Origin of the sequence: Paenibacillus motobuensis, assembly GCF_039521865.1 — a bacterium.
Lineage (GTDB): Bacteria > Bacillota > Bacilli > Paenibacillales > Paenibacillaceae > Fontibacillus > Fontibacillus motobuensis.
This window is the reverse complement of record NZ_BAAACX010000008.1, coordinates 47,403-72,331: the sequence shown is the minus strand read 5'-3', so window position 1 is coordinate 72,331 and position 24,929 is coordinate 47,403. Positions and strand designations below refer to the sequence as shown.

The 24,929-nt window shown below is 46.5% G+C and carries 20 protein-coding genes and 1 pseudogene; 3 read left to right on the top strand and 18 right to left on the bottom strand.

Annotated elements, in window-relative coordinates:
* Nucleotides 1-196: 196 nt before the first annotated feature.
* The 5 genes from ABD014_RS08545 to ABD014_RS08525 all read right to left on the bottom strand — a co-directional run bounded on the left by ABD014_RS08545 (nt 197) and on the right by ABD014_RS08525 (nt 7,609).
* Entirely contained in the window at nt 197-1,450 is a 1,254-nt protein-coding gene (locus tag ABD014_RS08545) for an FAD-dependent oxidoreductase (RefSeq protein ID WP_343859917.1), read from the bottom strand.
* A 5-nt stretch (nt 1,451-1,455) separates the two neighbouring features.
* On the bottom strand, nt 1,456-2,529 hold the full coding sequence (locus ABD014_RS08540; protein WP_343859915.1) for a helix-turn-helix domain-containing protein: 1,074 nt from the start codon (nt 2,527-2,529) through the stop codon (nt 1,456-1,458).
* Nucleotides 2,530-2,680: 151 nt separating this feature from the next.
* Nucleotides 2,681-4,804 (bottom strand): glycoside hydrolase family 3 N-terminal domain-containing protein, encoded by a 2,124-nt coding sequence (locus ABD014_RS08535; protein WP_379337563.1) that lies wholly within the window; start codon nt 4,802-4,804, stop codon nt 2,681-2,683.
* Nucleotides 4,805-5,117: 313 nt separating this feature from the next.
* On the bottom strand, nt 5,118-6,128 hold the full coding sequence (locus tag ABD014_RS08530) for a LacI family DNA-binding transcriptional regulator (RefSeq protein ID WP_343859911.1): 1,011 nt from the start codon (nt 6,126-6,128) through the stop codon (nt 5,118-5,120).
* An 815-nt stretch (nt 6,129-6,943) separates the two neighbouring features.
* Nucleotides 6,944-7,609, bottom strand: coding sequence for a helix-turn-helix transcriptional regulator (locus ABD014_RS08525; protein WP_343860662.1), 666 nt, complete (start codon nt 7,607-7,609; stop codon nt 6,944-6,946).
* 461 nt (nt 7,610-8,070) lie between these two features.
* Between ABD014_RS08525 and ABD014_RS08520 the strand changes: the two genes are divergently transcribed.
* Nucleotides 8,071-8,715 (top strand): DUF1232 domain-containing protein, encoded by a 645-nt coding sequence (locus ABD014_RS08520; protein WP_343859909.1) that lies wholly within the window; start codon nt 8,071-8,073, stop codon nt 8,713-8,715.
* Nucleotides 8,716-8,833: 118 nt separating this feature from the next.
* Here ABD014_RS08520 and ABD014_RS08515 read toward each other — a convergent pair.
* Both ABD014_RS08515 and ABD014_RS08510 read right to left on the bottom strand, forming a co-directional pair.
* A pseudogene (locus ABD014_RS08515) lies at nt 8,834-9,670 on the bottom strand (RNA-guided endonuclease TnpB family protein).
* A gap of 174 nt (nt 9,671-9,844) precedes the next feature.
* Nucleotides 9,845-11,539 (bottom strand): M3 family oligoendopeptidase, encoded by a 1,695-nt coding sequence (locus ABD014_RS08510; RefSeq protein WP_343859907.1) that lies wholly within the window; start codon nt 11,537-11,539, stop codon nt 9,845-9,847.
* Nucleotides 11,540-11,732: 193 nt separating this feature from the next.
* Here ABD014_RS08510 and ABD014_RS08505 point away from each other — a divergent pair, with 193 nt between their 5' ends.
* A complete protein-coding gene (locus ABD014_RS08505; RefSeq protein WP_343859906.1) occupies nt 11,733-12,506 on the top strand; it encodes a GTP pyrophosphokinase in 774 nt (257 codons plus the stop codon).
* A 128-nt stretch (nt 12,507-12,634) separates the two neighbouring features.
* Here the strand turns inward: ABD014_RS08505 and ABD014_RS08500 are convergent, their stop codons facing one another.
* From ABD014_RS08500 to ABD014_RS08450, 11 genes are all read right to left on the bottom strand, one after another.
* Complete coding sequence (locus ABD014_RS08500; protein WP_343859904.1) at nt 12,635-13,372, bottom strand: ATP-binding protein; 738 nt, start codon at nt 13,370-13,372, stop codon at nt 12,635-12,637.
* 199 nt (nt 13,373-13,571) lie between these two features.
* Complete coding sequence (locus ABD014_RS08495; RefSeq protein ID WP_343859902.1) at nt 13,572-14,909, bottom strand: sensor histidine kinase; 1,338 nt, start codon at nt 14,907-14,909, stop codon at nt 13,572-13,574.
* 16 nt (nt 14,910-14,925) lie between these two features.
* Nucleotides 14,926-15,663 carry a LytR/AlgR family response regulator transcription factor gene (locus ABD014_RS08490; RefSeq protein WP_343859900.1) on the bottom strand — a complete coding sequence of 246 codons (738 nt, stop codon included), beginning with the start codon at nt 15,661-15,663 and terminating at the stop codon, nt 14,926-14,928.
* Nucleotides 15,664-15,950: 287 nt separating this feature from the next.
* Nucleotides 15,951-16,673, bottom strand: coding sequence for a 5'-methylthioadenosine/adenosylhomocysteine nucleosidase (locus tag ABD014_RS08485; RefSeq protein WP_343859898.1), 723 nt, complete (start codon nt 16,671-16,673; stop codon nt 15,951-15,953).
* 10 nt (nt 16,674-16,683) lie between these two features.
* Nucleotides 16,684-17,532 carry a MetQ/NlpA family ABC transporter substrate-binding protein gene (locus ABD014_RS08480; RefSeq protein WP_343859896.1) on the bottom strand — a complete coding sequence of 283 codons (849 nt, stop codon included), beginning with the start codon at nt 17,530-17,532 and terminating at the stop codon, nt 16,684-16,686.
* Between the two features lie 75 nt (nt 17,533-17,607).
* Entirely contained in the window at nt 17,608-18,378 is a 771-nt protein-coding gene (locus ABD014_RS08475) for an SDR family NAD(P)-dependent oxidoreductase (protein ID WP_343859894.1), read from the bottom strand.
* 5 nt (nt 18,379-18,383) lie between these two features.
* The gene (locus ABD014_RS08470) at nt 18,384-18,845 is read right to left on the bottom strand and encodes an S-ribosylhomocysteine lyase (protein ID WP_343859892.1); all 462 of its coding nucleotides are present in this window, start codon (nt 18,843-18,845) and stop codon (nt 18,384-18,386) included.
* 90 nt (nt 18,846-18,935) lie between these two features.
* On the bottom strand, nt 18,936-19,616 hold the full coding sequence (locus tag ABD014_RS08465) for a methionine ABC transporter permease (protein WP_343859890.1): 681 nt from the start codon (nt 19,614-19,616) through the stop codon (nt 18,936-18,938).
* On the bottom strand, nt 19,613-20,680 hold the full coding sequence (locus ABD014_RS08460; RefSeq protein WP_343859888.1) for a methionine ABC transporter ATP-binding protein: 1,068 nt from the start codon (nt 20,678-20,680) through the stop codon (nt 19,613-19,615). Before ABD014_RS08460 ends, ABD014_RS08465 begins: the two co-directional genes overlap by 4 nt.
* A gap of 305 nt (nt 20,681-20,985) precedes the next feature.
* Entirely contained in the window at nt 20,986-22,158 is a 1,173-nt protein-coding gene (locus tag ABD014_RS08455) for a GNAT family N-acetyltransferase (RefSeq protein ID WP_343859886.1), read from the bottom strand.
* 26 nt (nt 22,159-22,184) lie between these two features.
* The gene (locus tag ABD014_RS08450) at nt 22,185-23,189 is read right to left on the bottom strand and encodes a hydroxyacid dehydrogenase (protein ID WP_343859883.1); all 1,005 of its coding nucleotides are present in this window, start codon (nt 23,187-23,189) and stop codon (nt 22,185-22,187) included.
* A gap of 311 nt (nt 23,190-23,500) precedes the next feature.
* Between ABD014_RS08450 and ABD014_RS08445 the strand changes: the two genes are divergently transcribed.
* A complete protein-coding gene (locus ABD014_RS08445; RefSeq protein WP_343859880.1) occupies nt 23,501-24,850 on the top strand; it encodes an extracellular solute-binding protein in 1,350 nt (449 codons plus the stop codon).
* The last annotated feature ends 79 nt before the right edge of the window (nt 24,851-24,929 follow it).

The window sequence follows — 24,929 nt, the reverse complement described above, 5'->3', positions numbered from 1 at the left end:
TCATGACCAAGCTATCAAATCCCGAGAAGGCCCGTCCTTATAGGCTTCGTAGACATTACTTTCAAGATAGATTTACACTATACTTATCTTTGCTTTTCCATTTTAAAATCCATATATAACGCGGGAAATTCAACATTTATCTGTAAACACGACTTGAAAGTAAAATATTCGCATATTTCGACAATTAACGACTAGTTCAAAAATAACGGTTCACTAGTGCTTTAGCATAACGAATACAATTCTCAAGCGTCGGAAAGTTCATAATTTCGCCTGCAAAATAAATGCCATACTTCCCCTGCATACTTTCAAGCCGCTCATAAAATCCGCTCTCTAACGCCGCTGTATCCACATGCGGGAAGTGATTCCACCGTTTCATCATATATAGCCGGATATTCTTACCGCCCAGCGCGGCCAGTGTGGACTCAATATTCTCACGCATTTCCGCGTCACTCATGAGCTCATTCTCAGCTACATAAACCGTGATCAGATCGTTCTCCGCCAGGTCCGCCCATCTGTAATACCACGCCATCATTTGCCCTCTTGAACCGATCCCCATATTGCCTGGGATGTATCCGGAAAGCTTGGGCATATTGTCGACCCTGTAGGCATAGACGCGAAACTTCTCATCCATGATACTTTTGAACAGTTCCCCTTCCTCCTGAGTAAGCTCTGTCTTGTGTGCAAAATCCTGCATCGGCGCGGTATAGATCACTTTATCAAAAGATAGCGGCCCTTGATTCGTCTCCACTCTGACCCTGCCCGTATCTTCCTTGCAGATTCGCTGTACTTCGCAGGTCAATCTCAGATCAGAGACCCGGTCTGCCATTCTTCGCGCCAGCTCGGTAACACCGTTCGGCCAGGAGATCATATGTGTAATCTCAATAAATGATACCAGATTATCGTAATTCAGCAGCTTCATGACATATACAGCTGGCACATCATCCATGTTGCCGAAGCCAAAGGCGCAGAAATAATGCATAAATACTTGCCTCAGCACATTCAGACCATTCTCGTCACACCAGGCAGAGAATGGCTTGCACAGTTCCAGCGGCACCTGCTCGAATCCAGGCTCCCGGACTGCTTCATAGCGGCTCATCAGCGATGGCAGGCGCTTGAACTCGCGAGCGAAATCAGGCATCTGCTCTAGCGGAATCTGCGAGATTCTGCCCCCATGTGGATGGAAGAAGTCTCTGTCCAACAGAGGCCCCTTCTCCAGCAGATCAAATCTCTCCATATACTCCATCGTCATCCTGTACGATGGTAGGCCAATCAATGCGCCCATCTCATAGGTGCGCCCTTTATATTCAATCGAGCAGCATTTGCCACCTACTCGGTCAGCCTGCTCCATAACAGTGACGGAGCGATAACCCCTTAATTCTAGCTCATGGGCTAGTGATAACCCGGAGATTCCTGCCCCAACAATTCCAATATGCTCTTCTCTTCCTGCCAAGATACTCATCTCCTCGTGTACAACCATAATGGCAGCGGTTCCTGTATTCCCCTGTAATCCAGCACGATATCCGAAGGAATTCTGCCCCTGTTGCCTCCCTCCTCTAGAGGGCGCACGTAATTATAGTGCTTCATATACTGATCAAGACGCTGCTCAAGATCTTCGAAGGAAGATGTGCTTCCTTCATGCCAGATAGGCTGGTAGAACTGGTTCATCAATACGCCTGTGAACTCATGCAAGGGCAGGAATACTTCGGGATGATCGGCGCTGTATGCTATGAAATTAATGTCTTGCTTATGTAAATAATCCGTATATTTATGAGTCCCCCGCTCCCAGGCGGTTGAAAATTCCTGACTCTTATTCGTTACCAGATGGTCTATCTTCAGATGAAAGGTCCGAAGCAGCGGCATGATCTTGAAGCGCATGAAATCGATCAGATGAATCGACGACCTCTGATTGTACAGCTTAACGAGAGCCAGTCTGGAATAAGAATCAAGAATAATATATTGATATACTCTCCCCACTTCCGGGAACTTGCCCAAGTATTGAATGGTCTGCAAGCAGATATATCCGGGATAAGCGTGATCCGGATCCTCCATTCGGTAATCAAGCTGAGGATGCCTATCTCCCTTGGTCCGTATCGAATGAAGCTGCCGGTTGTCCGCGCTTTGTGCGGAAATAGATGGGCGGCCACGACTTCCCTTCCGGCTCCTTATCTCTTCTGCAAATTTCTCCCGTTCTTCCCTGCGGCTTAGCCCATGTCTACGCAGCACATTATATATTCCCGATTCTCCCGTACGGATGCCTTCCTCCTGCAGTTCATAATAAATCCGTCTTGGCCCATCCTCCGGGCAGCGCACCACATATTGCAGAATCATCCGCTCCGTCCTGCGGTCAACCTGATTCGGCATCATCGGCTGGCGCGGCTTCTCACTTAGACCGGCCATACCCTGGCGGATATAAGCATTGTACCAGCGATAATATAGCGTCCGGGAAATACCAAATTCCTTGCAGGTCCCCGCTACATTACCACTGCGCATTCCCTGCATAATAATCCGGTACTTCTGCTGCTCATTCATTTCCATCCCTCCTTGCCGTTCCAATTCCTTCTTCCTCTCTTCTTGAGTATATGAAATAAAGGGCTTACATACCGTGAAATGAATTACAGCCGCTCCATGCGAGAACTGCACGGAGCGGCTGTATTATAAATCTGCTATCGCTTATTTCACTTTATTTATCGAGATGAAATCCGGCTTGCAAAGTATCACGACTGTTTGGCCCAACGAATACTTCGAACTTTCCAGCATCACTGGTGAAGGACAGGTCGCTATGATAATAGCGAAGCTGCTCCTCGCCAAGCTCGAACACAACCTGTGCCGCCTCCCCTGGAGCCAGTTCAACCTTGCGGAAATCCTTTAGCTCTTTCATGGGCCGCACTACTTCACCGGAAATATCACGGATATAGAGCTGAACCGTCTCGATCCCTTTCACCTCGCCGGTATTGCGAACTTCTACGGACACTTTGATAGCCTCCTCCGACGTCATCTTTTCAGAAGACAATTCCAGCGAACCATACTCAAATGTCGTATAGCTTAATCCGTAGCCAAAAGGCAGCAATGGAGCATTAGGAATATCTAAATATTTGGAGACATACTGCTCATCCGTATCCTCCGCAGGCTTTGGACGACCAGTATTATAGTGATTATAGTAAACCGGAACTTGTCCAACCGCATAAGGGAATGACATCGTCAGCTTCCCGGAAGGGTTGACTACCCCATACAATAGATCGGCGATGGCTGCGCCCCCTTCACTGCCAGGGAACCAGGCTTCGAGCACAGCATCCGCTTGATCTATAACCCCGTGCAGGTCGAGTGGACGACCATTAAACAGCACGACAGCAAGCGGCTTCCCAAGACGCTTCATCACTTGAATAAGCTCAAGCTGGGCCTTCGGAAGCTGGATATCGCTACGGCTGCTTGCCTCGCCACTCATTGCAGAGGCTTCGCCCAGGGCCAGGACGATCACATCAGCCTCTTGCGCCGCGGCCTCAGCTTGCTGAAGCTGCTGCTCACTGACGTATATGATATCACTGCCCTCCGCGAGGGTAATCTGGTCCGAACCGGCCAGCTTCTGCATGGCAGTACCCAGTTGTACCGCCGTTTCCTGCGAACCCGCCCAGGACCAGGAGCCCAGGATGTCGCCGCTCTGTGCGAATGGCCCGATAACAGCGACCTTCTGCTCACGGCGAAGCGGCAGCAACCCTTCATTCTTGAGCAGAACACAGGACTTCGTAGCCAACTCCTGCGCAATCCGGCGGTGCTCATCGCAATATACAATTTCCCGTGTTGCCTCGGGATCTGCGCCGCGGAGCGGGTTGTCAAACAGGCCAAGCTTCTCCTTTAGCTCCAGAATGCGAGTAACTGCTTCATCAATCAAAGCTTCATCAACCAGTCCTGCTGCCACCAACTGCGGAATGTGATGTACGTAGGTCGGCGTCATCATTTCAATATCGACTCCTGCGATAATCGCCTTCAGTGCCGCTTCGCGTTCATCCTCCGCCACGCCGTGGGGAATCATCTCCCCAATTGCCGCCCAGTCCGATATAAGCACGCCGTCGAAGCCCCACTCGCCGCGCAGCAGATCGCGCATTAATTTGCGGTTTCCGCTAGCTGGAATGCTATCGATCGTGTTGAACGACGTCATCACCATCTCACAGCCTTCCTCTAGTGCTGCCTTATAGGCTGGCAAATAATACTCACGCAGACTACGCTCAGACAAATCAACAGTGTTATAATCCCGGCCGCCCTCAGCCAACCCGTAAGCGGCGAAATGCTTCACACAAGCAGCGACGCGATCAGTATCACAGGTCAAATTCTCCCCTTGGAATCCACGAACCATCGCCCTTGCAAAGAGAGCATTCAAATAAGGGTCTTCCCCTGTCGATTCCATCACCCGACCCCACCTTGGATCACGGACGAGATCCGCCATCGGGGCAAACGTCACATGCACGCCTGACACCGCCGCCTCCTTGGCCGCTACCTCAGCGCTTCTCTCCGCCAGCTCCAAATCCCAGGAGCTGCCCATCGCTAGCGGAATCGGGAAGATCGTCTTGAATCCATGGATAATATCCGCCATGAACAGGAGCGGAATCCCGAGTCTGTTCTTGGCTAAATAAGCTTGCTGGATCTGAATAATCTTCTCGGGCTCTGAGATCCCCAGCACCGATCCGGCATAATTGACCTCCGTCTCGCCAATGCCAAGCGATTCCATCGGCCCGGTAATCTGTCCATCTCCGTCTTCATAGAAAGTAGCAGCGAGTTGCAATAACTGGGCCGCCTTCTCCTTCAACGTCATCTCCTTCACTAATTGACTAATACGTTGACTTGTCACGGATGAATTCCTCCACTCATTTACGAATCGTTTTGATTTATTAATATCTTTATAAATTCATAATCTATATTAATAAGTTACCACTAAAATCGAAACGTTTCGAGAAGAAATTTGAATTCCCCGTAAATTATCTTTTTTAGCTTGCTTAGAGCCGAAATGTCGCATGAGCTAACTACCATTCGAGTGTACGCCTTCAAATCACGGCGCCCGACTCATTACCTTAGCCTTATCGTCATTCCGGCAACGAAAATCTTAAGACCATTTCGCTAGCCATTAATTACACGGAACTATTACTATTAGCTGGTGCAGAGACAGATTGACGTTCGATGATTTGAACATTTAGTTTATAGGACTCATTAACGCTCTCACCGTTCAACATTTGGAACAGCAAATGTCCCGCTAATGAACCGGACTCATACATTGGCTGACGTATTGTTGTAAGCGGCGGCTGAATAAATTCCGTCAATTCGATATCGTCAAATCCAATAATAGATATGTCCTCCGGTACCCTTATTCCGCCTTCTTCGAAAGCCTTGAGTCCGCCAATCGCCATCTCATCATTTCCATAGAATATGGCTGTTGGCAGCTCACCCTGCATCAACATCATCTTCGTTGCCTTATATCCGCCATCCCGAATGAATCCCCCGCTAAGCCGCCACTTGGCCTGCTCCTCAAGCCCGGCCTCCTTCATAGCTCGCAGGAACCCCTGGTACCGAAGTGAATTCGCGAAGGAATTCGACGGGCCGCTTATATAAGCAACCTTGCGGTGCCCCTTATTGATTAAGTAGCGAGTAGCCTCATAGCCACCTGACTCTCCATCCACAATAATGCTGACCAAACCTTCACCTGAAATAACCCGGTCCATTGCAATAATTGGGAAGTTGGGTCCAGCGGAAGCATGCAATACTTCATCAGTCATGTTATAAGCCAGCACGACGGCTCCATCAACCCTCTTCTCACGTAAAAAACGAACTGCCGTTGAGTCTCTTTCTCCCATTGAGCTGCAAGCGATCAGATCATAGCCGTTGGATAAGGCTACCTCCTGAACACTACGGATCAGCTCCGAGTAGAAAGGACCCGACAAGTCTGCTAGAATCAGAGCAATTGTATTCGTGCGGCTACGCTTTAAATCCATGGCAAAACCATTCTTGTGATAATTCAGCTGCCTTGCCGCTTCAAGTACTTTCTCCCGGGTATTCGCGCTAACTCTGTGATCCCCACTTAGCGCATAAGAAGCGGTTGACAATGCAACCCCCGCTAATTTCGCCACATCCTTAATTGTAGCCATTCTATTCAATCCATCCCTTTCATTATAAATGCGTGTTCATAGAGTTCGGTTTTCTATAAACTCCATTATAATTATTTCATCTCTAGGTTCATATATCCTTCAATGATAAATTGTAGAGCAAAAATAAAAAAGGATGACCGGCAATCCTCCGAAGCAGGCGCCGGGCATCCGGACCTGCCCAGCGCTTGCCCATAGCGGTAAATTATCGAATCATTATAGTCTGTATTGCCGATCTGGGTCCCGGGCACCCGTATGAATACCGAGGCATATTATGTTCCCCACGGCGTCTCAAGCTTTAGCTCCTTTTTAAATAACGTAAAAATAGACAGATAATAGCCCCTCACACACGCATAAAAAGCCATAGACAACTTGCTGTCCATGGCTTATTTAGCTTAATAATAATAGAAGTACACCTTAACATATACAACAGAAAAATTAGCCCGGCGTTTCATGCCGATCACTCCCTCCGTATCAAGCTAATTCCATCTTAGTCCCGACAGCTTGCGGAGGGCGATTCCCAGATTGATTTAAAATATTTTATACCGCCGTAAAGGCCCTTTCGATCTCTAACGAAACTACGGATCGTTATTTGAGAAAAATAGTGGTTATACGTTCCTATTTGGCATCAATAGCGATACCCAGTTTCGTTAGAGATTGTTGGCAGCAGCTTCAGCATACCCTAGACCAGCATTTTGCCGATTGATCCACGAATCCTCGATTGTTGCGCAGCCTCTAGGTTCAACAAAATGAGCATGGCTTACCAAAGGGAGACATTTCAATTTTCAATTTATGATCCCACTACCTGAACATCCAAACTAACTAGCATATCCACCAATGGCAACCCGGGAAGCGATCGCAGCGCCACCGAGTGAGAACATTCCCAAGGCCACGCCCCCAATGGCAAAGATTCCGATAGCCAATCCGCCTATTGCAATTGTCCCGATCGCCCCTCCCCCTATAGCCAGCAGCAACCCGAAAGACAGCACCGCCAATGAAATGAGACCCGCTGACAATGCTCCGATACTTATGCCACCCAATGCGATAAGTCCCAACGACAGGACACCAATGGCGATATTCCCTATGGCAATGATCCCTTTAGCGACATGAATTTCTCCTCGGCCGTAATTAATATGAACTAGCGGTACCCCGAACAGAGTTGTCTTGCTCTTGTATTCATAATGATACGAATATCTTCTTACAAAGAGCATACTAGAAGATGGATCCTCTTCCAGAACAGATTTATGATGAGGGGTAGCACTAGTTCCCTGAATACCGCTATCTACAGACACTCCCTTCACCAGATGGTCAATGCTTACCTGAAACAGTTCGCTTAGAGCAATCATTTTCTCCATCTCTGGGTACGATTGACCCGATTCCCATTTGGACACGGCCTGTCTGGATACCCCAATCGCCTCTGCTAAATTTTCCTGCGACATTCCTCTCTGCTTCCTATAGCTTTGCAGTTTATCTGCAAAATCCATCATCCATCACCTCAACGCCATCATATAAAATCAACTGGACGCCGACTACCAAGTCAAGCTGACATTATGTCAACCAGTGGTTGCATCCCTTATCCCACAAGCATATCAGGGCATTGGGCATTGGGCTATGAGCTTCACGTCATCCATACCCATGACATGCTTCATATTGGGAGTTGTACCTTTACCTGTTGTACTATCTCTGCAATTGTTTTGTGACAAGAGGTACAAACCTTCTGAAGCATGCAATTAGTGCTATTGTTGAAACTCAGCAATATAAATAAATAAAGACAGCCAATAACACACATGAACTGCGTTAGGCTCGATGCATGGCAGCCTAACAAAATGTTGAGAAATCAGCAACAGTTTACATATTTAAGAGGTACAAATATGAACAAGGTCATACCTTCTTCATATATTGATCTAAGCAGGTAGATGATGATCAGAGAGGAGGAGCGTTCATTATGGATTCGAATTTTGGATCACTACTCAAATCGTTGCTGCAAAAGCGCTCACTTTCGATGCGGAAGCTGAGTGTATTGACGGGGATTGATACGGCGACAATATCTCGTATAGTAAATGGCAAACAGTCCGCCAAGCCGAACCACCTGAAATTATTTGCTGAGCATCTGCATGTGCCGCTGGCAATGCTCGTCGAAGCAGCCATGCTAGATGGCAGTGAATTGGAAAGGGAACGACTCACCGATCTTCATCACTCCATTAATACGATTCAAGATGTTCTTACCTCCTCCTCAAACTTCGACCCACAGTTTACAACAGAACGCGTCCAGCAGGAATTAGTGAAATACGAGCAATATGCCCGGACGGCTGAAGGCAAGCAACTAATACGCGATGACTTTCATTCCAAGGTAGAGCAGGTGAACGGTACCGGACCCTTCATCGAGAAGCTGAATCGGATGTTCGAGCAGTATTGTCACGAGGATATAAATCCTGAGGAACAGGCTGTACTCGGCAGCGGATTATTGTATTTCATCTCTGCCGTCGATATCATACCCGATTATTTATTCCCGATTGGCTACGTTGATGATGCGATTGCAGTTCAGCTCGTGATGGAACGGCTGTCCCAAATTGATGATTCTGCTTCGTGAACTACCCACCACTTAAAACCTAACGGTTTTTGAAGTAGGAGCTTCTCGACTTATCGTTGCTTTTAGTAGCCAACGAAAACTGACCGAGCTATCCCTCTCGTTCCAAGAGTTCTTTTGGCTATACCACCGCTAATAAGCGTAATCCTTCACGTTTGATGTTGATAGAAGCGTTCCAATCTCTGTCTGCCACATAACCACAATCACAGTGGAATTTACGCTCAGAAAGGGATAAAGACTCTTTTACTTGACCACAACATGAGCAAGTTTTGGATGATGGAAACCATTTGTCTATTTTGATAAGCTTTTTCCCTTGCTCTTCTGACTTGTATTGGAGAAATGTCGTGAACATGCCCCAGGCATCATCAGCAACGCTTTTCCCGAAATGGAATGTTTGTGACATTCCTTTCATGTTGAGGTCTTCGATCACCACGCAGTCATACTGTTTCACTAATTTGTGCGATTCCTTATGTAGAAAGTCCTTTCGTTGGTTCGCAATTTTTTCATGCAGCTTCGACTACTTTCAGACGTTGTTTGTGCCAACGACTAGAGCCTTTCTTTCTACGTGATAAAATACGCTGTTTCTTCGCTAATTTCTCCAAGGCTTGGCGATAGAATCGAGGGTAATTGGCTGTCTCACCTTCTTCACTATCGACTTCGGAAATTCAGCACGACCCGAGAAGAAGTTTTTATATGCCTTCTGCAAATTCAGTTGGGCGTTCGCCAATGCGAGACTATCGATTTCTTTGAGCCATGCAAACTCCTTCTTGTACTTAGCAGGAGTAGGAAACCTTTGTTTCTTTAGCGCTTCTTTGTCACTCTTGAATTGTTCATACGTTTCCTTTCGTTCAGCTAACATTTTGTTGTAGACAAAACGAACACAACCGAAGGTTTTGGCAAGGAGTTGCTCTTGTTCTTGCGTGGGATACAGACGGAACTTATATGCTTTGTTTGCCATATCGAATCACCTCACTTTACACCTTGATTTTCTATATGCACATGGTTAATATCGTGATTCCATTCGACGAAGGAAATATTGTAACTTTCGCCGAGGGAAGTTAAATCTATAGCCCCTAAGATAAGCAATGACTGATCATTGTTTATCCTAGGGGCTTATGTCTACCTAGCCAACCTACAACACCATATCGTCCACTTGATCCAGCCAGCTCTCGATGCTGCCAATGACCGAAGTCACGCAACCATCCTCGAACGGAGAGATTAGATCGGCTACCTTCACCAATTCAGTGAAGGACAAGCTGCCGCCTTGACGGCAGAGGCGCAAATAATCCTCCCATGCTTTCTCGCGGTTCTCGTGCATTTTCTTCCAGAACTGAAAAGCGCAAATCTGCGCCAGGGTATAGTCAATATAGTAGAATGGGGTCGTATATATATGACCCTGCTTCTGCCAGAAGCCGCCGCGCTCGAAATAATCATTGTCCGCATAATCACGGTGCGGCAAATACTTGCGCTCGATACTCCGCCATGCTTGCTTACGTTCCGCTGGCGTAGCGTCCGGATTCTCATACACAAAGTGCTGGAATTCATCGACCGACACACCATACGGAATGAAGATTAACCCGCTGGCAAGATGATCGAAGCGGTACTTATCTGCTTCCTCCTCGAAGAAGAGGTTCATCCACGGCCAAGTGAAGAATTCCATACTCATAGAATGAATCTCACAGGCCTCATATGTCGGGAAGCTGTACTCCGGTACCTGCAGATGTCTGCTCTTATACACCTGGAAGGCATGACCCGCTTCATGGGTCAATACGTCGATATCCCCCGACGTTCCGTTGAAGTTGGAGAAGATAAACGGTGCCCCGTACTCGCTAATATACGTACAATAGCCGCCGCTTTGCTTGCCTTTCTTGCTGACCAGATCCATCAGTCCATTATTTTGCATGAAACTGAAAAATTCGTCCGTCTCGGGAGACAGCTCGGCATACATCTTCTCGCCGCCCTTCACGATCCAGTCTGGATCGCCCTTCGGCGTCGCATTTCCCGACTTGAAGCTGATATTCTCGTCGTAATAGAGCAAATGATCCACTTCAATACGGTTCCGCTGCCGCTCCTTCAGCTTCGTAACGACAGGTACGATATATTTCTGTACTTGATCACGGAAATTAGCGACCATCTCGGCATTATAATCTGTCCGGCTCATTCTTGCATAAGCCAGCTCAACGAAATTGTTATAGCCCAGCTTCTTAGCAATTCGTGTCCGCACCTTCACCATATCATCATAGATACGATCGAGCTGATCCTCGTTCTCGGCCAAAAAGCCAGCGCGCGCTTCCTCAGCTTGCTTGCGCAGATCGCGATCTGTAGACTGCATGAAGGGAATCAATTGGGCGAGGGTACGTTCCTCACCTTCGAACGATATTTTCGCCGAAGCAATCAATTGTGTATACTCCGTCTGAAGCTTATTCTCTTGCTGCAGATCCTCAATAATCTCGGGGCTGAATGTTTTAAGCGACAGATCGGCTAGCTGGAATAGCTGCTTGCCCCATTTCTTCTCCAGTTCAGCTCTGAATTTCGATCCCACAAGCGCACGGTAATAGTCGTTAATAAATTCTAGGACGATGGGATCAACCTCGTCATAATAATCATTCTCCGCCTTATAGAATTCATCATTCGTATCAATCGAATGGCGAATACTGGCGATAGTATGCATCGTATCATACTCACTGCGAAGCTTGTTGATCGCCGTCATCGCCGCATCCTGCTCCTCATAACTTCCCGCAGAAGTGAATCCATCCAGGAGCACCTTGAACTTCACTTCGAACTCTTTGACGATTGGACGCTGATAAGTATATTCGCTGAATTTCATAATCCGACTCTACCTTCTTTCATTATAAGAATCATGCTATATCCCTAGTTATATTCCACGGTATCCCATTATTTCCTTCACGCGATCCAACCGTTCTGGTACGTTTCTGGAAATTAGGTTTGGGACTAAGTTATAATATATATAGCTGAGTGATATAGCTAGGCTATCATTATATACGAAAAGGACGACAGACATGATAGATAATCCAATAGAACAAATGAAGTTTATGCAACAGAAGATAACTCGATTTCTTATGATGTATAAGTTTGCTCTGCAGGAAGTGGAGACGAAGATTGATATTTTGCAGGAAGAATTCCAGCTGCTACATGACTATAATCCAATCGAACACACCAAATCCAGATTGAAGTCCCCGGAGAGCATTATGAAGAAGCTGTACCGCAAGGGTGGAATCGGCTCGTTGGAGGATATCAAGCATACCATTAAAGATATTGCCGGTATTCGCATTACCTGTTCTTTCATATCTGACATTTACCGGATCAGCGAAATGCTGCAGAGCCAGCAAGACCTGACAACCATATCCGTCAAGGATTACATTAAAAATCCGAAACCGAACGGTTATAAGAGCCTGCATCTGCTTGTAGAGGTTCCTGTATTTATGTCCGACCGCGTAGAGCCGGTCTGCGTTGAGATCCAGATCCGCACGATCGCCATGGATTTCTGGGCAAGCCTGGAGCATAAAATCTTCTACAAATGCAATGAGACAGTACCCGAAGAGCTGTTGAAAGACTTGAAGCTAGCCGCCGATACCGCCTTTGAGCTTGATCAGAAAATGGAGCGGCTTCACCGTGAGATCAATGAAATCAAGCTATCCCATCATTCAGAGACGAATGTTCTTAATGAGTTATTTATAAATAACGAGAAGTTCAAGATTCCTGATCATCTCCTGAAGCTGGCGCTGGAGGCAGGACGGGAAGATGAGGATTCAGAGCCGCCTTCTAACTTGTAACAATAATACCGCAGCAGCCTGCGGGATTTGAAAATATTCTGCGCTTCTTTTACCTTTTATTTGTTGCTTTCTGGCTCAAACTTAAACAGCGCGTACTGGCACATACCAGCACGCGCTGTATTTTATTGTCAGTTTATTACCAAAGGAAGACTAATATCAAAAATCGTTCCCTTCCCTTTAGTACTACTAACCTTGATGGTCCCTCCATGATCATTGATGATCTGTCGGCTGACCGCTAACCCGAGGCCTGTCCCCCTCTCCTTTGTCGTGAAGTAAGGTTCGAAGAGCCGGGCAAGAGCTCCCGCCGAGATTCCACTGCCATTATCACAAATAATAAGCTTGACAAAATGTCCATTTCGCTCTGCGCTGATCCGAATGAGTCCGGAGCGCTCCTGATGAAGCTCGTCTATGGCTTCTGTGGCGTTTTTGATCATATTCAGCAGTACCTGCTTGATCTGTTTCAGATCAATAGAAATCTCCATGCTGTCTTCGACTTCTTCCATAAACTCTATCCTACAGCCCTTTGCAAGCGCTTGACTCTTGGCTAAAAGCTGCAGTTCCTTAAATAATTCAGACACATCCACGATTGTTCTCTCCGGTGACCTCGGCTTGGAATAAGCCATGAAATCCTGCAGCATCTCACAGGCCTTATCAAGCTCCATCAAAATGACACGAGCATATTCATCTTTGCCTACCTTCACGAACTGAGGCTGAAGAAGCTGGATGAAACCTCGAGTAACCGTCAGGGAATTTCGTACCTCATGCATAATTACTGCCGGAAGATTGTTATGCAGGACCGGTTTGCCTTTTGGATAAGCAGACTTCAACTCTTGGTAATCAGATACATACTCCAAAGGTCCGTTCAACAGAAGCTGTCCCCTCCCTTTAGAAAATCTGTTTTCAAAAATTAGAGCTATCCTGAACTATATAAAAAAATGTACCATCTTCCCTTTACTTCCATATTATAAGTTGTCCTGAATACGTATAAATTTGTTCCGAATTGGATCAGGTAATTAAGGGAGGGCTATAGGAAGGAAAATTGGGGGAAACCGCTAATTCGATGAACTAATCTTCCGCCATTCGTGGAATATGAAGTCTAACAGTGAATATATTCTTTTTCTGGTCAATATCGATGAGTACCATCCCGCCCAGCCCCTCTATAATTTCAGTTACATTTCTCAGGCCTACGCCATGGGAGTCTTTATCGGGTTTAGTCGTACGCAATTTACCGTGCATCGTCTTAATTTCTCCATGAAATGAATTGATCACCTCAACATAGACCCAATCTGGACTAGTATGACCCGTAATTTTGACAAACCGCTTTGAACAGTCTGGAAGCTTGCTGCAGGCTTCGATGGCATTCTTGAACAGATTGGAGAACACTCGGACAGCATCCATATCCTTAAGCCCAATACGTTCCGGCATCGGCAGCAGGGCGGAGAAGCTGATATGATTCTGCTCGCAGAAGTTAGCCGCATCCTGCAGCATGGCGTCAAGCAGCACATGATCGGAATACATTTTATATTCCAAAATATTCTTTTGCATTGTATCCTGAATTTCATCAATTAGTTTGATGGCCTTCTCCGTTTCCTGATTTTGCAGCAGCAGCTTCACCGATCCCACAAGACTTTTATAATCATGCTTGAAGGAGCGAAATCCCTCAATGAAATTCTGGTATGCGTGATAATGCTGGATTTGCCGTTCAAGCTGTTCCTGTAGTTGCCTTGAGTACCATTCATATTCGAGCAAGGATGAGACTCTGATCGTATGATGCAAAACGAAATAGAGGCCAAGCTTGCCTATGATACAGGATAAGCCATATAGTACGGAAAACCAGGATAGCCTGATCTCCATAAAATGGCCGGTATTAATGAATCTGATATAGGTCAGAAGTATAAACAGATAAATCACGACAAATTTAAGCTGCTCCTGGTTATTGACCAGTTGCTTCATTTTGGAAGCGGGGGTAATCCTTCTTCCTAACAGGAGATATAAAAGTGCAGAAGTAAGTACCGACAACCCTAATAGAGTATGGTAGGAAATAGCCGGCCGCATAATATTATAAATGCTGTCTCCGTATAAAATGACGTAGATGGAAACAAGGATGCCTCTGCTGGTATCCATCAAGAACAAATATAGACTGGCCATGAAGAAAATTTGCAGTCTGCTTACCTGGAACAGGAGATAGAACGAGATTGCCATAGCGGCCGTAAACATAAATATGCCGATATTATATAAATTAAAAACACTCGATATTACACCAATACCGAGGTTGAGAGTGATCGAAATGGCGTAATAGCCCCAATGTTCTCTTTTGGCAGGCAGTACTCTTCTGAAATATAGAAGGTTGAGATAATTATGTATGAGAATAAAAGATAGCGCAATTACAGCCAAAAGAAGCATGCAGACCTCCCCCGCATCATACTATGATATGAATATTGGATTGGGATATATAGTCAGAAAATGCCTGTTTTACCTGCTTCGTATACGTCACACCAATCGGAACCGTCTCTCCTGTCTTGAGCACCAGTTTCCGGGGCTGAAATTTGGAAATATAGGATAATGACACCAGATATGAACGGTGCACACGGATAAAGTTCTTGTCTTGAAGCTGCTGCTCTACCTGATCCAGCGTTCCATAGAATTCAGCGTTTTCCGCTCCGTTGTAGTGCACCATAATTACCCGTTTCCAAATTTCAAAATAGGATATCTCATTGATCGGAATTAACTGCTTCGCGTTCCCCGTTACGCATAAGAACATATTGTCCGCTTTCTTCCCGGCTAACGCTGTGGCGCGAAGGAAAACCTGCTCAAATTTTTCCACCGAGGTTGAGGCTTTCAACAAGTATTGTAAGGGCGTTATATCAAATGCATCATAGACATAGTCCTCACTGGTAGTGAGGAAGATGATTTCGGCAGCACAGCCGCATGCCCGGAGCTGCCTGGCCGCATCGATTCCATTGATTGACCCCATAAGAATATCCATATAGATAATAGCTGCTTCATTTGGCGAATCGGACAACTGAAACAGCAAAGCTTCGCCGCTAGTAAAGGTGACGAGCGTAATCTCTATACCATGCTTTTCCGATGCCTTTGTAATCCACTGTGCATACTTTTCGATTGTTTCTTCGTTGTCATCGCAAAAATAAATTACCATATCAGTTCACCACCTTGCTTTCTTCCCTTGGCTGTTCTTTAACTTTCATATTATAGCCGTCGTTAAAAATCAATGCTGTATTACACAAAAGAGAGCGGAAGTATGGATCATGACATTAACTGCATCAAATATTGGACATCTAATAATTATATTATAAAATCGGAGGTCAGAGTAATTCTTATCCTAAATTCGTTGTTTTTCGTACCCTATGAGATGACGACAAAAAACCGCAAACAGCACGATCTAACGAACTTGCCGCTTGCGGATCTAAATTGTATTATAATGGCTCAGCTCTCGACATAGACCGACTGAAGCTGCTGAACCAGCAGATCGGTAAAGTGCGCGGCATGTGTGGCGACATCATCGAGATTATCATCGAAGCTGTTGGCCGTCATATCGCCATGTCCGGCGATATCCGATACCGCCTTCACGGCTAATACCGGGATGCCGTACTGCGCGGCAGCCTGAACAATACCCAGGCCTTCCATATCCGATACCTTGACAGCAGGGAAGGTTGATTTGATCCCTTCTACCCGCTCAGCCTCACTCATGAATGAATCCAATGTTAATACCAACCCAAAATCGAGGGAATACGGAAGCTCCGCCGCTGCTGCCACTCCCTTCGCCCGATCCAGCCAGGCTGCATCCAGATCGTACCTCGCCGGCATTTGTGGAACCTGTCCAGGCTCATACCCGAAGCAGGTAGCGTCGACATCACCATATATATACTGCGTGGCGACAACGACGTCACCGACGCTCAACCCAGCACCGAACGCGCCTGCCGAGCCGGAATTGAGGATCAGATCCGGCTGATACCGTTCGATCAGAAGCGTGGTCGCAACAGCTGCATTGACCTTGCCGATGCCGCTCTCTACGAGAATCAAAGGTTGGCCAAGGTAGGTAGCCTCTTCTATGATAACCTTGCCTACTTGTGTCTTAGATGTGATATGTGCCTGACTGCGAAAAGGAGCCATTTCCTCCTCCATCGCTGTTATGATAGCAATCCGCATGGGGCCCTCTCTATTCTTGCAGATATGAGATCGGCTTATCTACAGGCACCTTCGTGCCGCCGAACTCCTGCTCAATATATTTCTGCATATCCTCGTTGTGATACAATTCGCCTAATTTCAAAATACCAGGATCATTTTGTTTCTCGGCGGTAGTCGCCAGTATATTGACACTATTCTTCGTATCTACGGAAATCTCCTCATGGAACAAGGAGTCTTTCAGTACATTCAAGCCGCCTTCCAGAGCGACCGTATTGCTGATCAGTACCAGATCCACGTCTTGAATGACACGTGGGCCTGTTGTATCATCAATCAGCTTGAAGTTCAGGTTTTTAGGGTTGTCGACAATGTCGTTAGCCGTACCCGTCCCCAGATCAAAATCATCCTTCAGCTTGATCAGTCCGGCAGCCTGCAGCAGGCTTAAGCCTCTGGCCGTATTAGCCGGGTTGTCCGCCAGGGCGACGAGAGCACCGTCCGGAACTTCTTTAATATCCTTAACCTTCTGAGAGTAGATGCCCATCGGCTCAAGATAAGTAGTCGCTACCGCTACCAGATTAGCATTGCTGTCTTTATTGTAGCTGACGAGATAAGCCCAGGATTGAAAAGCATTCACATCGACTTCGCCCTCTTTGGTTGCATTATTCATCTCAACACCGCCATTGATTTCCTTAACGACAATATTCAGCTTGGCGTCCTTGGCCGCCTGAGATTCAGCAATATGCTTCCAAATCTGAGCGTCAGAGCCCATCGAACCTACAACGATCTTCTCGCTGTCACCCGACGACTTGCTTCCGCAACCCGCAACCACCAGCATCAATACCAATCCGAGCGCGAGGCCCCCCCATAGCTTTCTTTTACTCATTTGATCTCTCCCCCTTTATATCTTCATAAGTTGAACCCATAATTGTGTGGATGAGGTCATCCAGTTGATCTATTCCTAGTGCATTGTCATGCCACCCGTTACGTTGATAGCTTGCCCTGTCATATACGAGGACAATGGACTGGCCAGGAACAGCACGACGTTGGCAACATCCTGAACCTCGGCGGTTCTACCCAGTGGAACCTGAGAACAGTCCTCTGCATAGATCTCCTCGGCGGTCATGCCGCGGATGATTCCGCCCTCGATCCGCTCCCGATGCTTCATCGGTGTCTCCACAATACCTGGACATACCGCATTAACCAGGATGTTATTTCGCGCCAGCTCAATCGCCATCACCTTCGTCAAACCTAGAACCGCATGCTTGGATGCGCAATAACCGCCCATCGCTCGATAACCGTTCTTGCCAGCCTGCGAGGCGATCTGGATGATCCTGCCCGGCTTTTCAGCATCGACCATCGCCTTCGCAAATATTTTCGATACCAGGTATAACCCCGTGGAGTTAATAGAGAATACCTTCTCCCAATCCTCCAGTTTGCTGTCAATCACATAATCCATCGTGGAAGTACCTGCACAGTTCACGACAATATCCGGAACACCGGCCTGTTCCAGGACAAGCTGTGACCAGCGGGAGATATCCTCTGATTTGGACAGATCCAATCGGGACTCGAATAACTGTCCGTCTACTCCCTTATAGTTCTCTTCATAAGCAAGATCGGCAGATATGACTCTGGCCCCGCTCTGCAGCAAAATTTGTACGATGCCTCGCCCGATTCCCGATTTGCCGCCGGTTACAACCGCCGTCTGATACGATAAATCTAGCGTAATCATAGGCTTTACAATACTCTCTCAAATGGGTCTCTGCTAATTCCGGAATCCAGTACAATCTTCGCATACTCCTGTGCGGAAAAGAGAGAATGATCCTTGTAATTGCCGCATTCCAGTGCGGATACAGCTGGAACCTCCGTTGTCTCTAGTACACGCTTCAGCGTTCTTTCCAGTGCGGAGGCGATCTCTTCCGGATCATGCTCATTCCAGAGAATCAGATAATACCCTGTTCTGCATCCCATTGGAGAAATATCAATAATTCCTTGAATCTCGTCTCTCATATACGTAGCAAGCAGATGCTCAAGCGTATGAAGTGCTGCAGTAGGAATCGCATCTTTATTCGGCTGCAGGAAGCGCAAATCATATTTTTGTACAGTACTGCCCTTCTCATCATGCTCAAGCCCTGCCGCTCTGACATAAGGCGCCTTTACGATCGTGTGGTCCAATTGGAAACTTTCTACTTTTGCCATTGTTCTTCAGTCCTTTTTTATAGTGTTATATATTTCATTCAGTACTCCGCTAGAGGCGGCATACTGTATAGACCGTGGGTAACTCTCATGTTAATGCGTCGACTTCTTGGTAAAATAATCCCCGATGAATTGGCAGACGAACACTAGAATCAAGATCAGAATTGTAGCTACGAGTGTAATATCCGACTGGAACCGGTTGTACCCCTTATTGATCGCTAGGCTACCCAAGCCGCCCGAGCCAATGGCCCCAGCCATCGTCGTCAGTCCGATCAAGTTGATAATCGTCACCGAGGAAGCGCGGATAATCCCGGTCAGACCTTCCTTCAAATATACGCGGAAAATAATCTCAATTGGCCCCGACCCCATAGACTGTGCTGCTTCAACGATTCCGGGATCGACCTCGACCAGCGCATTCTGGATCTGCCGGGCATAGAAAGGCACGATACCGATGACCAAGGGTACGATTGCGGCATTCATGCCGATCGATGTACCCGTAATAAGACGGGTCAGCGGCACAACAACCGCGATAAGAATGATGAACGGAATGGATCTGAACAGGTTAATTATTTTCTCCAGGACACTATAGACCAGCCTGTTCTCCAGAATCCCTCCCCGGTCCACTACAACGAGGGTAACGCCGAGCAATATCCCGAATAACACGGAAAATAACGAGGTAACGACCACCATATAAAGCGTCTCATAGGTGCTTAACAGGATATCCCCTCTTAAATTCCAGATGTTGGGGAAATACTTCGTAAAAAACTCACTCATACAGGCTCACCTACCTTACTATTCTGAAGAAGCCCCGAATCGATCATTTCAACGTCTACCTGGGCTGCCTGCAAATAACTTAGAGCTTCCTCCAGATCGCTGGTGGAGCCTGACAGAACAACAATCAGATTGCCGATCGGCGTCTGCTGTAAAATCTCTACATTAGCGAACAGAATATTCGTCTTCACTCTGTAGCGGGCGGTAAGCTCCGAAATAACCGGTTCGCTTGTGCTGTCTCCGATATAGGAAATCTTGCACAGCATATCGTTATCCTTCAAATGAACGAGTGACGGATGGAGTGTAATCTTCTCCAGTGTCTGCTCGATGTGGGTAGCTGTATTAATGAAATCGCGAGTCAACGTATTCTGCGGACGGCTGAAGATGGAGACAATATCGCCTTGCTCAACTATCCGTCCGGCCTCCATCACGGCAACCTTGTTACAGATCTCCTTCACGACCTGCATTTCGTGCGTGATAATGACGATCGTCAGACCCAGCGTCTGGTTCAATTTCTTCAGCAATTCCAGAATGGATAACGTCGTCTTCGGGTCCAGAGCGCTGGTCGCTTCATCACATAGCAATATTTCCGGATCATTAGCGAGCGCTCTGGCTATAGCTACCCGCTGCTTCTGCCCCCCTGACAATTGGGAGGGATAAGCATTCAGCTTATCTGATAAGCCTACCAATTCTAGCAATTGTTTAACTTTCTGATCCCTCTCACTCTTGGATAGCTTGGAGCTCTTCAAGGGATAGTCCACATTGTCATAGATCGTTCTGGAGTTCATCAGATTAAAATGCTGGAAGATCATCCCGATCTTCTTCCTCGCCGAGCGCAATTCCTTGGGCTGTAGGGTCAGCAAATCCTGGCCATTCACCTCAACGCTTCCTGTAGTAGGCCGCTGCAGCAGATTAATCACACGAACCAGCGTACTCTTCCCGGCCCCGCTGTAGCCGACAATGCCATACACATCTCCCGCATCAACGTGTAAGCTGACATCCTGTACGGCGGTAACCGATTGCGACCCCGTATCAAAGGTAACTTGAATATTGGATAAAGTAATCATGATGCCCAACCCTTTCTAGACTTCTATGCACTCCAGTATCTTCCGAAAAATTTATTTCTGTCATTTTACATCAGATTACTCGGAATTACTACTAAAATTTTTACTCCATAGGGAATTTAGCTGTTAAGTCCGCAATAATAGCAGTAGACCGCTCTTTTTTACAAAGATGCGGTCTACTGGATTCTATTCTTACCTATTTTTTCCGACCCACCAATTCCCCTAGAGTCGTCTCAATTTGACTGAAGATCTTCTCCTCGTTATATTGTAGCGAATATCTGGGATGGTAAGTACGGTATTGTTTCCAATCAGCAAATATCCAAAGGCGGTATATACAAAGGCAGTGGCAACCATCCGGAAGGAAGGTTCGATTGCCGTGCTGCTTGTTTCCAGTTCGTGTATTCACTTAGCGGAGAGAATAATAGAGCAGTGGCTTCCCGTTTCGTAAGGGAGACTTGCGCCTGAATGTCTGAATGATCAGGATCATATTTATTCACGATGACCTGATTATTTTGTACAACAATTTCTACAATGTCGGAGTCTTCAATTCCAAGTACAATACGACCGTCCTGCAGCATTATATTCTGCGCCTTACATCTCAAGAATGCCTCGATCACAGAGGAATAATCCATAATATGATAATTATATTCATAACTCGTTCTGTACCAGTCACATACATCGCCTAATAAGGCGATCTTCCCAAGATCATAGGGAGGAACCGTAAAATGAAGCTCGTCAAGATTTTTTTCGGCAGCCAACGCCTTGCTCACTACGGGTAGTAAAGCTGGATCAATCATTTCGATCTCACGTACAGCACCGCCATCCTTAGACAAGGCCACATAACCTGCAAACTTGCCGTTTTCAAGGATAACAAGGGGCTGTGTTTGCCATGTTCTCAAAATCGTTGCAAATTGTTCCTTGGTCCTGGCACCGTTTACGATCCCTTGTTGATACAATTGATAAGCATCATCAAGGTGCGGGCTGTCATCTAACAAAGGTTCAAAGTGAATTCCACTTGAATCCAACCCTTTGTATTTGTGGCGAATATTATCCGAGGTTAGAGTAAATTCAAACTTTATGCCCGCAGGCTCATAGCCAAAAAACTCATACCGCTGGCGCTGACCGCCAAGGACACTCAAGGAACAGCCTTGTGACTTCATGTCTTCCAAGGCCATGTTCATCAGCTTCTGCATATAGCCTTTACCACGCGAACGAGGATGTACGGACACTGTACCAACACAGCCAACCTTCAATTCTATGCCTGCTACATTACAGGTAACTGGAAGTACGCAAACCATAGCCTTGATCTTGCCATTCTCTTTAACCATATAGTGATACTGCTGCGTCTCCGCTCCATCACCATAGAGTTTCGGAATCAGCCCCGCAAAATCAAGCGGTCCCGAATTTTTACTAAAAACCATATCCGCAAAGTCTATGATATCCTGAGCATCCTCTGTAGTACCCTTAACGAATATCTCCATCTTATCCCTCCTATTTATCTCTAACACTAATGGGTTGACATCTTAGCCGCATAGGCGCGATCAATTTCGCAAGTCATAGGCTTGTTCTGCAGGAAGAGTTTGATATCTCCAATCACGGTACGAGTCACGATCATACGCCGGTCAATCGTTGGCCCGCCCATATGAGGCATCAATATCGCGTTATCCATCTCCATGAGCTTATGACCAGCAGGAAGCGGCTCTACTTCATACACATCCAATACTGCTCTGATCTCTCCCTTGGAAAGCACTCTGCATAGTGCTTCTTCGTCAATAATAGCTCCGCGAGCCGTATTGATGAGCAGCGCTCCCTTGGGCATCATATTCAGCAGCTCTTCCGTGATCATATGATGATTCTCCTTTGTCATACCACTATGGAGTGAGACAATGTCGCAGGTTGAGAATATTTCGCTAAGCTCCGCCTTCTCCATATTGTGCTTCTCCAGTTCCTCCTGGGAGATATGACGGGAGAACACCTTGATCTTGACATGGAACGGCTTAAGCATCTCGACCACCATCTTCGCGATCATGCCATAACCTACAATACCTACGGTCTTATCCAGCAATCCTTGATTATAGAAGTTCCAAGGCCAGATGCCCTGCTTCAATTCCGCCGAGTAACGCGGGATATCACGCAGCGATGCCAATGCATAAGCAATGACACTCTCTGCTACCGACTCAGCGAACACTTCATTGCCGCTTACTACGCGAATGCTGCGATCGTATACGGCATCCGTAACGTAAGGTCTAACTGAACCGCCTGTATGCGCGATTAGACGAAGCTTATTGGCGTGGTTTAATACTTCCTCGTCAAAAGCCTCCGTCCCCCAGCCTGTAACGCAGATATCGATATCCTTAATTTTCTCACATAATTGGGATTTGGTATATTGTGCTGTGCTATCATTCCAGATCACCTCGCCGATCTCTTCCAGCCTCGATTTCAGTTCTTCATTGAAGAATGTATCAAAGATTTCGCCCTTTGGCATCGTGACAAGAATTTTTAATGCTTCCATGTTGGAACGCCGCCTTTCATTTGTTCTTCGCGAATATTTATATTTGTGGTGATAGCCTACTCATTGTTATGAACCAGATATATAACACAATCACTTCAAAAACCTGTATAAATCAGGTTATACCCTCCTTTATTATTATAAATAAATACGAGATATCTATTTTAGGTACAAAATTATGTTGCTTATCTGGTTTACAACAGATTATAATCTAAGGTAGAAAACGCTGTCAATTGCAATTCGAACACTATGCCATATTAATGATATAATTAATCATTTGAATAAGGTGTTTATTGGAATAGAGGTGTGTAGAAATGACGGATGGACCGAAGCGCTCTACATTTAGAAGACGTTATGAGGAAATGCTCGTTACGCTAAGAAATGAAATCATTACTGGAATCTGGGTTGAAGGGAGCTTCCTCCCCTCCGAGAACGATATAGCCGAGCGGTTTCAATTAAGCAAGAACTCCGTACGTAAGGGACTGGAGCTGCTGGTATCCGAAGGATTTATCGAGAAAATACCAAGGGTAGGCAATCGTATTCGGCAATCACCTGCCGGGGTATCCATTAAATTTGGATACTATCCCTCACTCATCGAGGAAGCTGAGCTTATGGCATTGGTGGACGAATTCCATAATCAGCATCCGCTGATCCGCGTCACTATGATCCCGATGCCCTCAAGTCATCTGAAGCCGACAATGCGAGATTTTATGGAGTCCGATGACATTGATGTGATGGCGATTAATAATCAGAATTTCGAGCTATTTGCCGAGCCTGACAGTCTGCCTGATCTATTAGAGCCGCTGCAGCCGGTAGAAGGAGTCTATCCGGTCTTGACGGAACCTTTTATGCGTGATGGGAACTTATTTGTACAGCCCTTCTTGTTCTCGCCAATCATTCTTTGCTACAATAAGCAGCATTTCTCAGAGAAGGGACTCGCGGGACCAGACAGCAGTTGGACATGGGATACCGTCAAGAAAACCGCAAAGCAGCTCGCCAATAGCACTGGCCGTCACGGGTTCTTCTTCCATTATTTATCCGATAATCGCTGGCCTATCTTCCTGCTGCAGAATAACGTCCGCTTTAATCGCGGCAGCGGTAAGGAGAAGCAGCTGGAGCTTGATGAAGCCGCGCTTACCGAGAGTTTGCAAGTATCTAAGGAACTGCTCGATCAGGTATTTCCGCCATTCAGATCGGAGAATGATGACGATGCCGAGATGCTATTTTGCCAGCAGAAGGTGTCGATGATCCTAACGTCTTACTTCTGCCTGAACAAGATCAAGGATGTCGATTTCCCCTATGATATATCGCCGCTGCCTTATCTAGGCACGCCCCGAACTCTGGTGATTGCCATTGGCCTGGCGATTCACAAGAACTCTAAGAATAAGCAGGCAGCACAGGCCTTCATTAACTTCTTGATGTCTTATGACACCCAGCTCACCATTCGGCAAAATACACTAAGTATACCGAGTCTCAAAAGCGCTGCTGAATGGAACGGACATGGAAAAGTGAAGCTGCCGTCACGCTATTTCGTCTATCGTGAGATATTCCCCAGCTTCTGTTATCACACTGCGCTGAACGTCACTTATTCTGAACTCGGGGACATCCGCCAGCGCATCAAGCTCTACCTGTCCAGGATGGAAGGGTTGGATGTGTTCTCTTAAGTTCATAGTGCGGCGCCAGGGTTCCATAAAATCGTAAAACCCCACCATATCTGGTGGGGTTTGTTCTATATAAGTTGAA

What these genes read in the sequence shown, in the direction of transcription:
- ABD014_RS08540 (WP_343859915.1), bottom strand. Translation starts at nt 2,529, where the DNA reads ATGAATGAGCAGCAGAAGTACCGGATTATTATGCAGGGAATGCGCAGT.
- ABD014_RS08510 (WP_343859907.1), bottom strand. Translation starts at nt 11,539, where the DNA reads ATGAAATTCAGCGAATATACTTATCAGCGTCCAATCGTCAAAGAGTTC.
- ABD014_RS08480 (WP_343859896.1), bottom strand. Translation starts at nt 17,532, where the DNA reads ATGAGTAAAAGAAAGCTATGGGGGGGCCTCGCGCTCGGATTGGTATTG.
- ABD014_RS08470 (WP_343859892.1), bottom strand. Translation starts at nt 18,845, where the DNA reads ATGGCAAAAGTAGAAAGTTTCCAATTGGACCACACGATCGTAAAGGCG.
- ABD014_RS08530 (WP_343859911.1), bottom strand. Translation starts at nt 6,128, where the DNA reads ATGGCTACAATTAAGGATGTGGCGAAATTAGCGGGGGTTGCATTGTCA.
- ABD014_RS08525 (WP_343860662.1), bottom strand. Translation starts at nt 7,609, where the DNA reads ATGGATTTTGCAGATAAACTGCAAAGCTATAGGAAGCAGAGAGGAATG.
- ABD014_RS08455 (WP_343859886.1), bottom strand. Translation starts at nt 22,158, where the DNA reads ATGGAGATATTCGTTAAGGGTACTACAGAGGATGCTCAGGATATCATA.
- ABD014_RS08445 (WP_343859880.1), top strand. Translation starts at nt 23,501, where the DNA reads ATGACGGATGGACCGAAGCGCTCTACATTTAGAAGACGTTATGAGGAA.
- ABD014_RS08465 (WP_343859890.1), bottom strand. Translation starts at nt 19,616, where the DNA reads ATGAGTGAGTTTTTTACGAAGTATTTCCCCAACATCTGGAATTTAAGA.
- ABD014_RS08535 (WP_379337563.1), bottom strand. Translation starts at nt 4,804, where the DNA reads ATGACGTTGAAGGAGAAGGCGGCCCAGTTATTGCAACTCGCTGCTACT.
- ABD014_RS08485 (WP_343859898.1), bottom strand. Translation starts at nt 16,673, where the DNA reads ATGCGGATTGCTATCATAACAGCGATGGAGGAGGAAATGGCTCCTTTT.
- ABD014_RS08475 (WP_343859894.1), bottom strand. Translation starts at nt 18,378, where the DNA reads ATGATTACGCTAGATTTATCGTATCAGACGGCGGTTGTAACCGGCGGC.
- ABD014_RS08495 (WP_343859902.1), bottom strand. Translation starts at nt 14,909, where the DNA reads ATGCTTCTTTTGGCTGTAATTGCGCTATCTTTTATTCTCATACATAAT.
- ABD014_RS08460 (WP_343859888.1), bottom strand. Translation starts at nt 20,680, where the DNA reads ATGATTACTTTATCCAATATTCAAGTTACCTTTGATACGGGGTCGCAA.
- ABD014_RS08520 (WP_343859909.1), top strand. Translation starts at nt 8,071, where the DNA reads ATGGATTCGAATTTTGGATCACTACTCAAATCGTTGCTGCAAAAGCGC.
- ABD014_RS08450 (WP_343859883.1), bottom strand. Translation starts at nt 23,189, where the DNA reads ATGGAAGCATTAAAAATTCTTGTCACGATGCCAAAGGGCGAAATCTTT.
- ABD014_RS08505 (WP_343859906.1), top strand. Translation starts at nt 11,733, where the DNA reads ATGATAGATAATCCAATAGAACAAATGAAGTTTATGCAACAGAAGATA.
- ABD014_RS08490 (WP_343859900.1), bottom strand. Translation starts at nt 15,663, where the DNA reads ATGGTAATTTATTTTTGCGATGACAACGAAGAAACAATCGAAAAGTAT.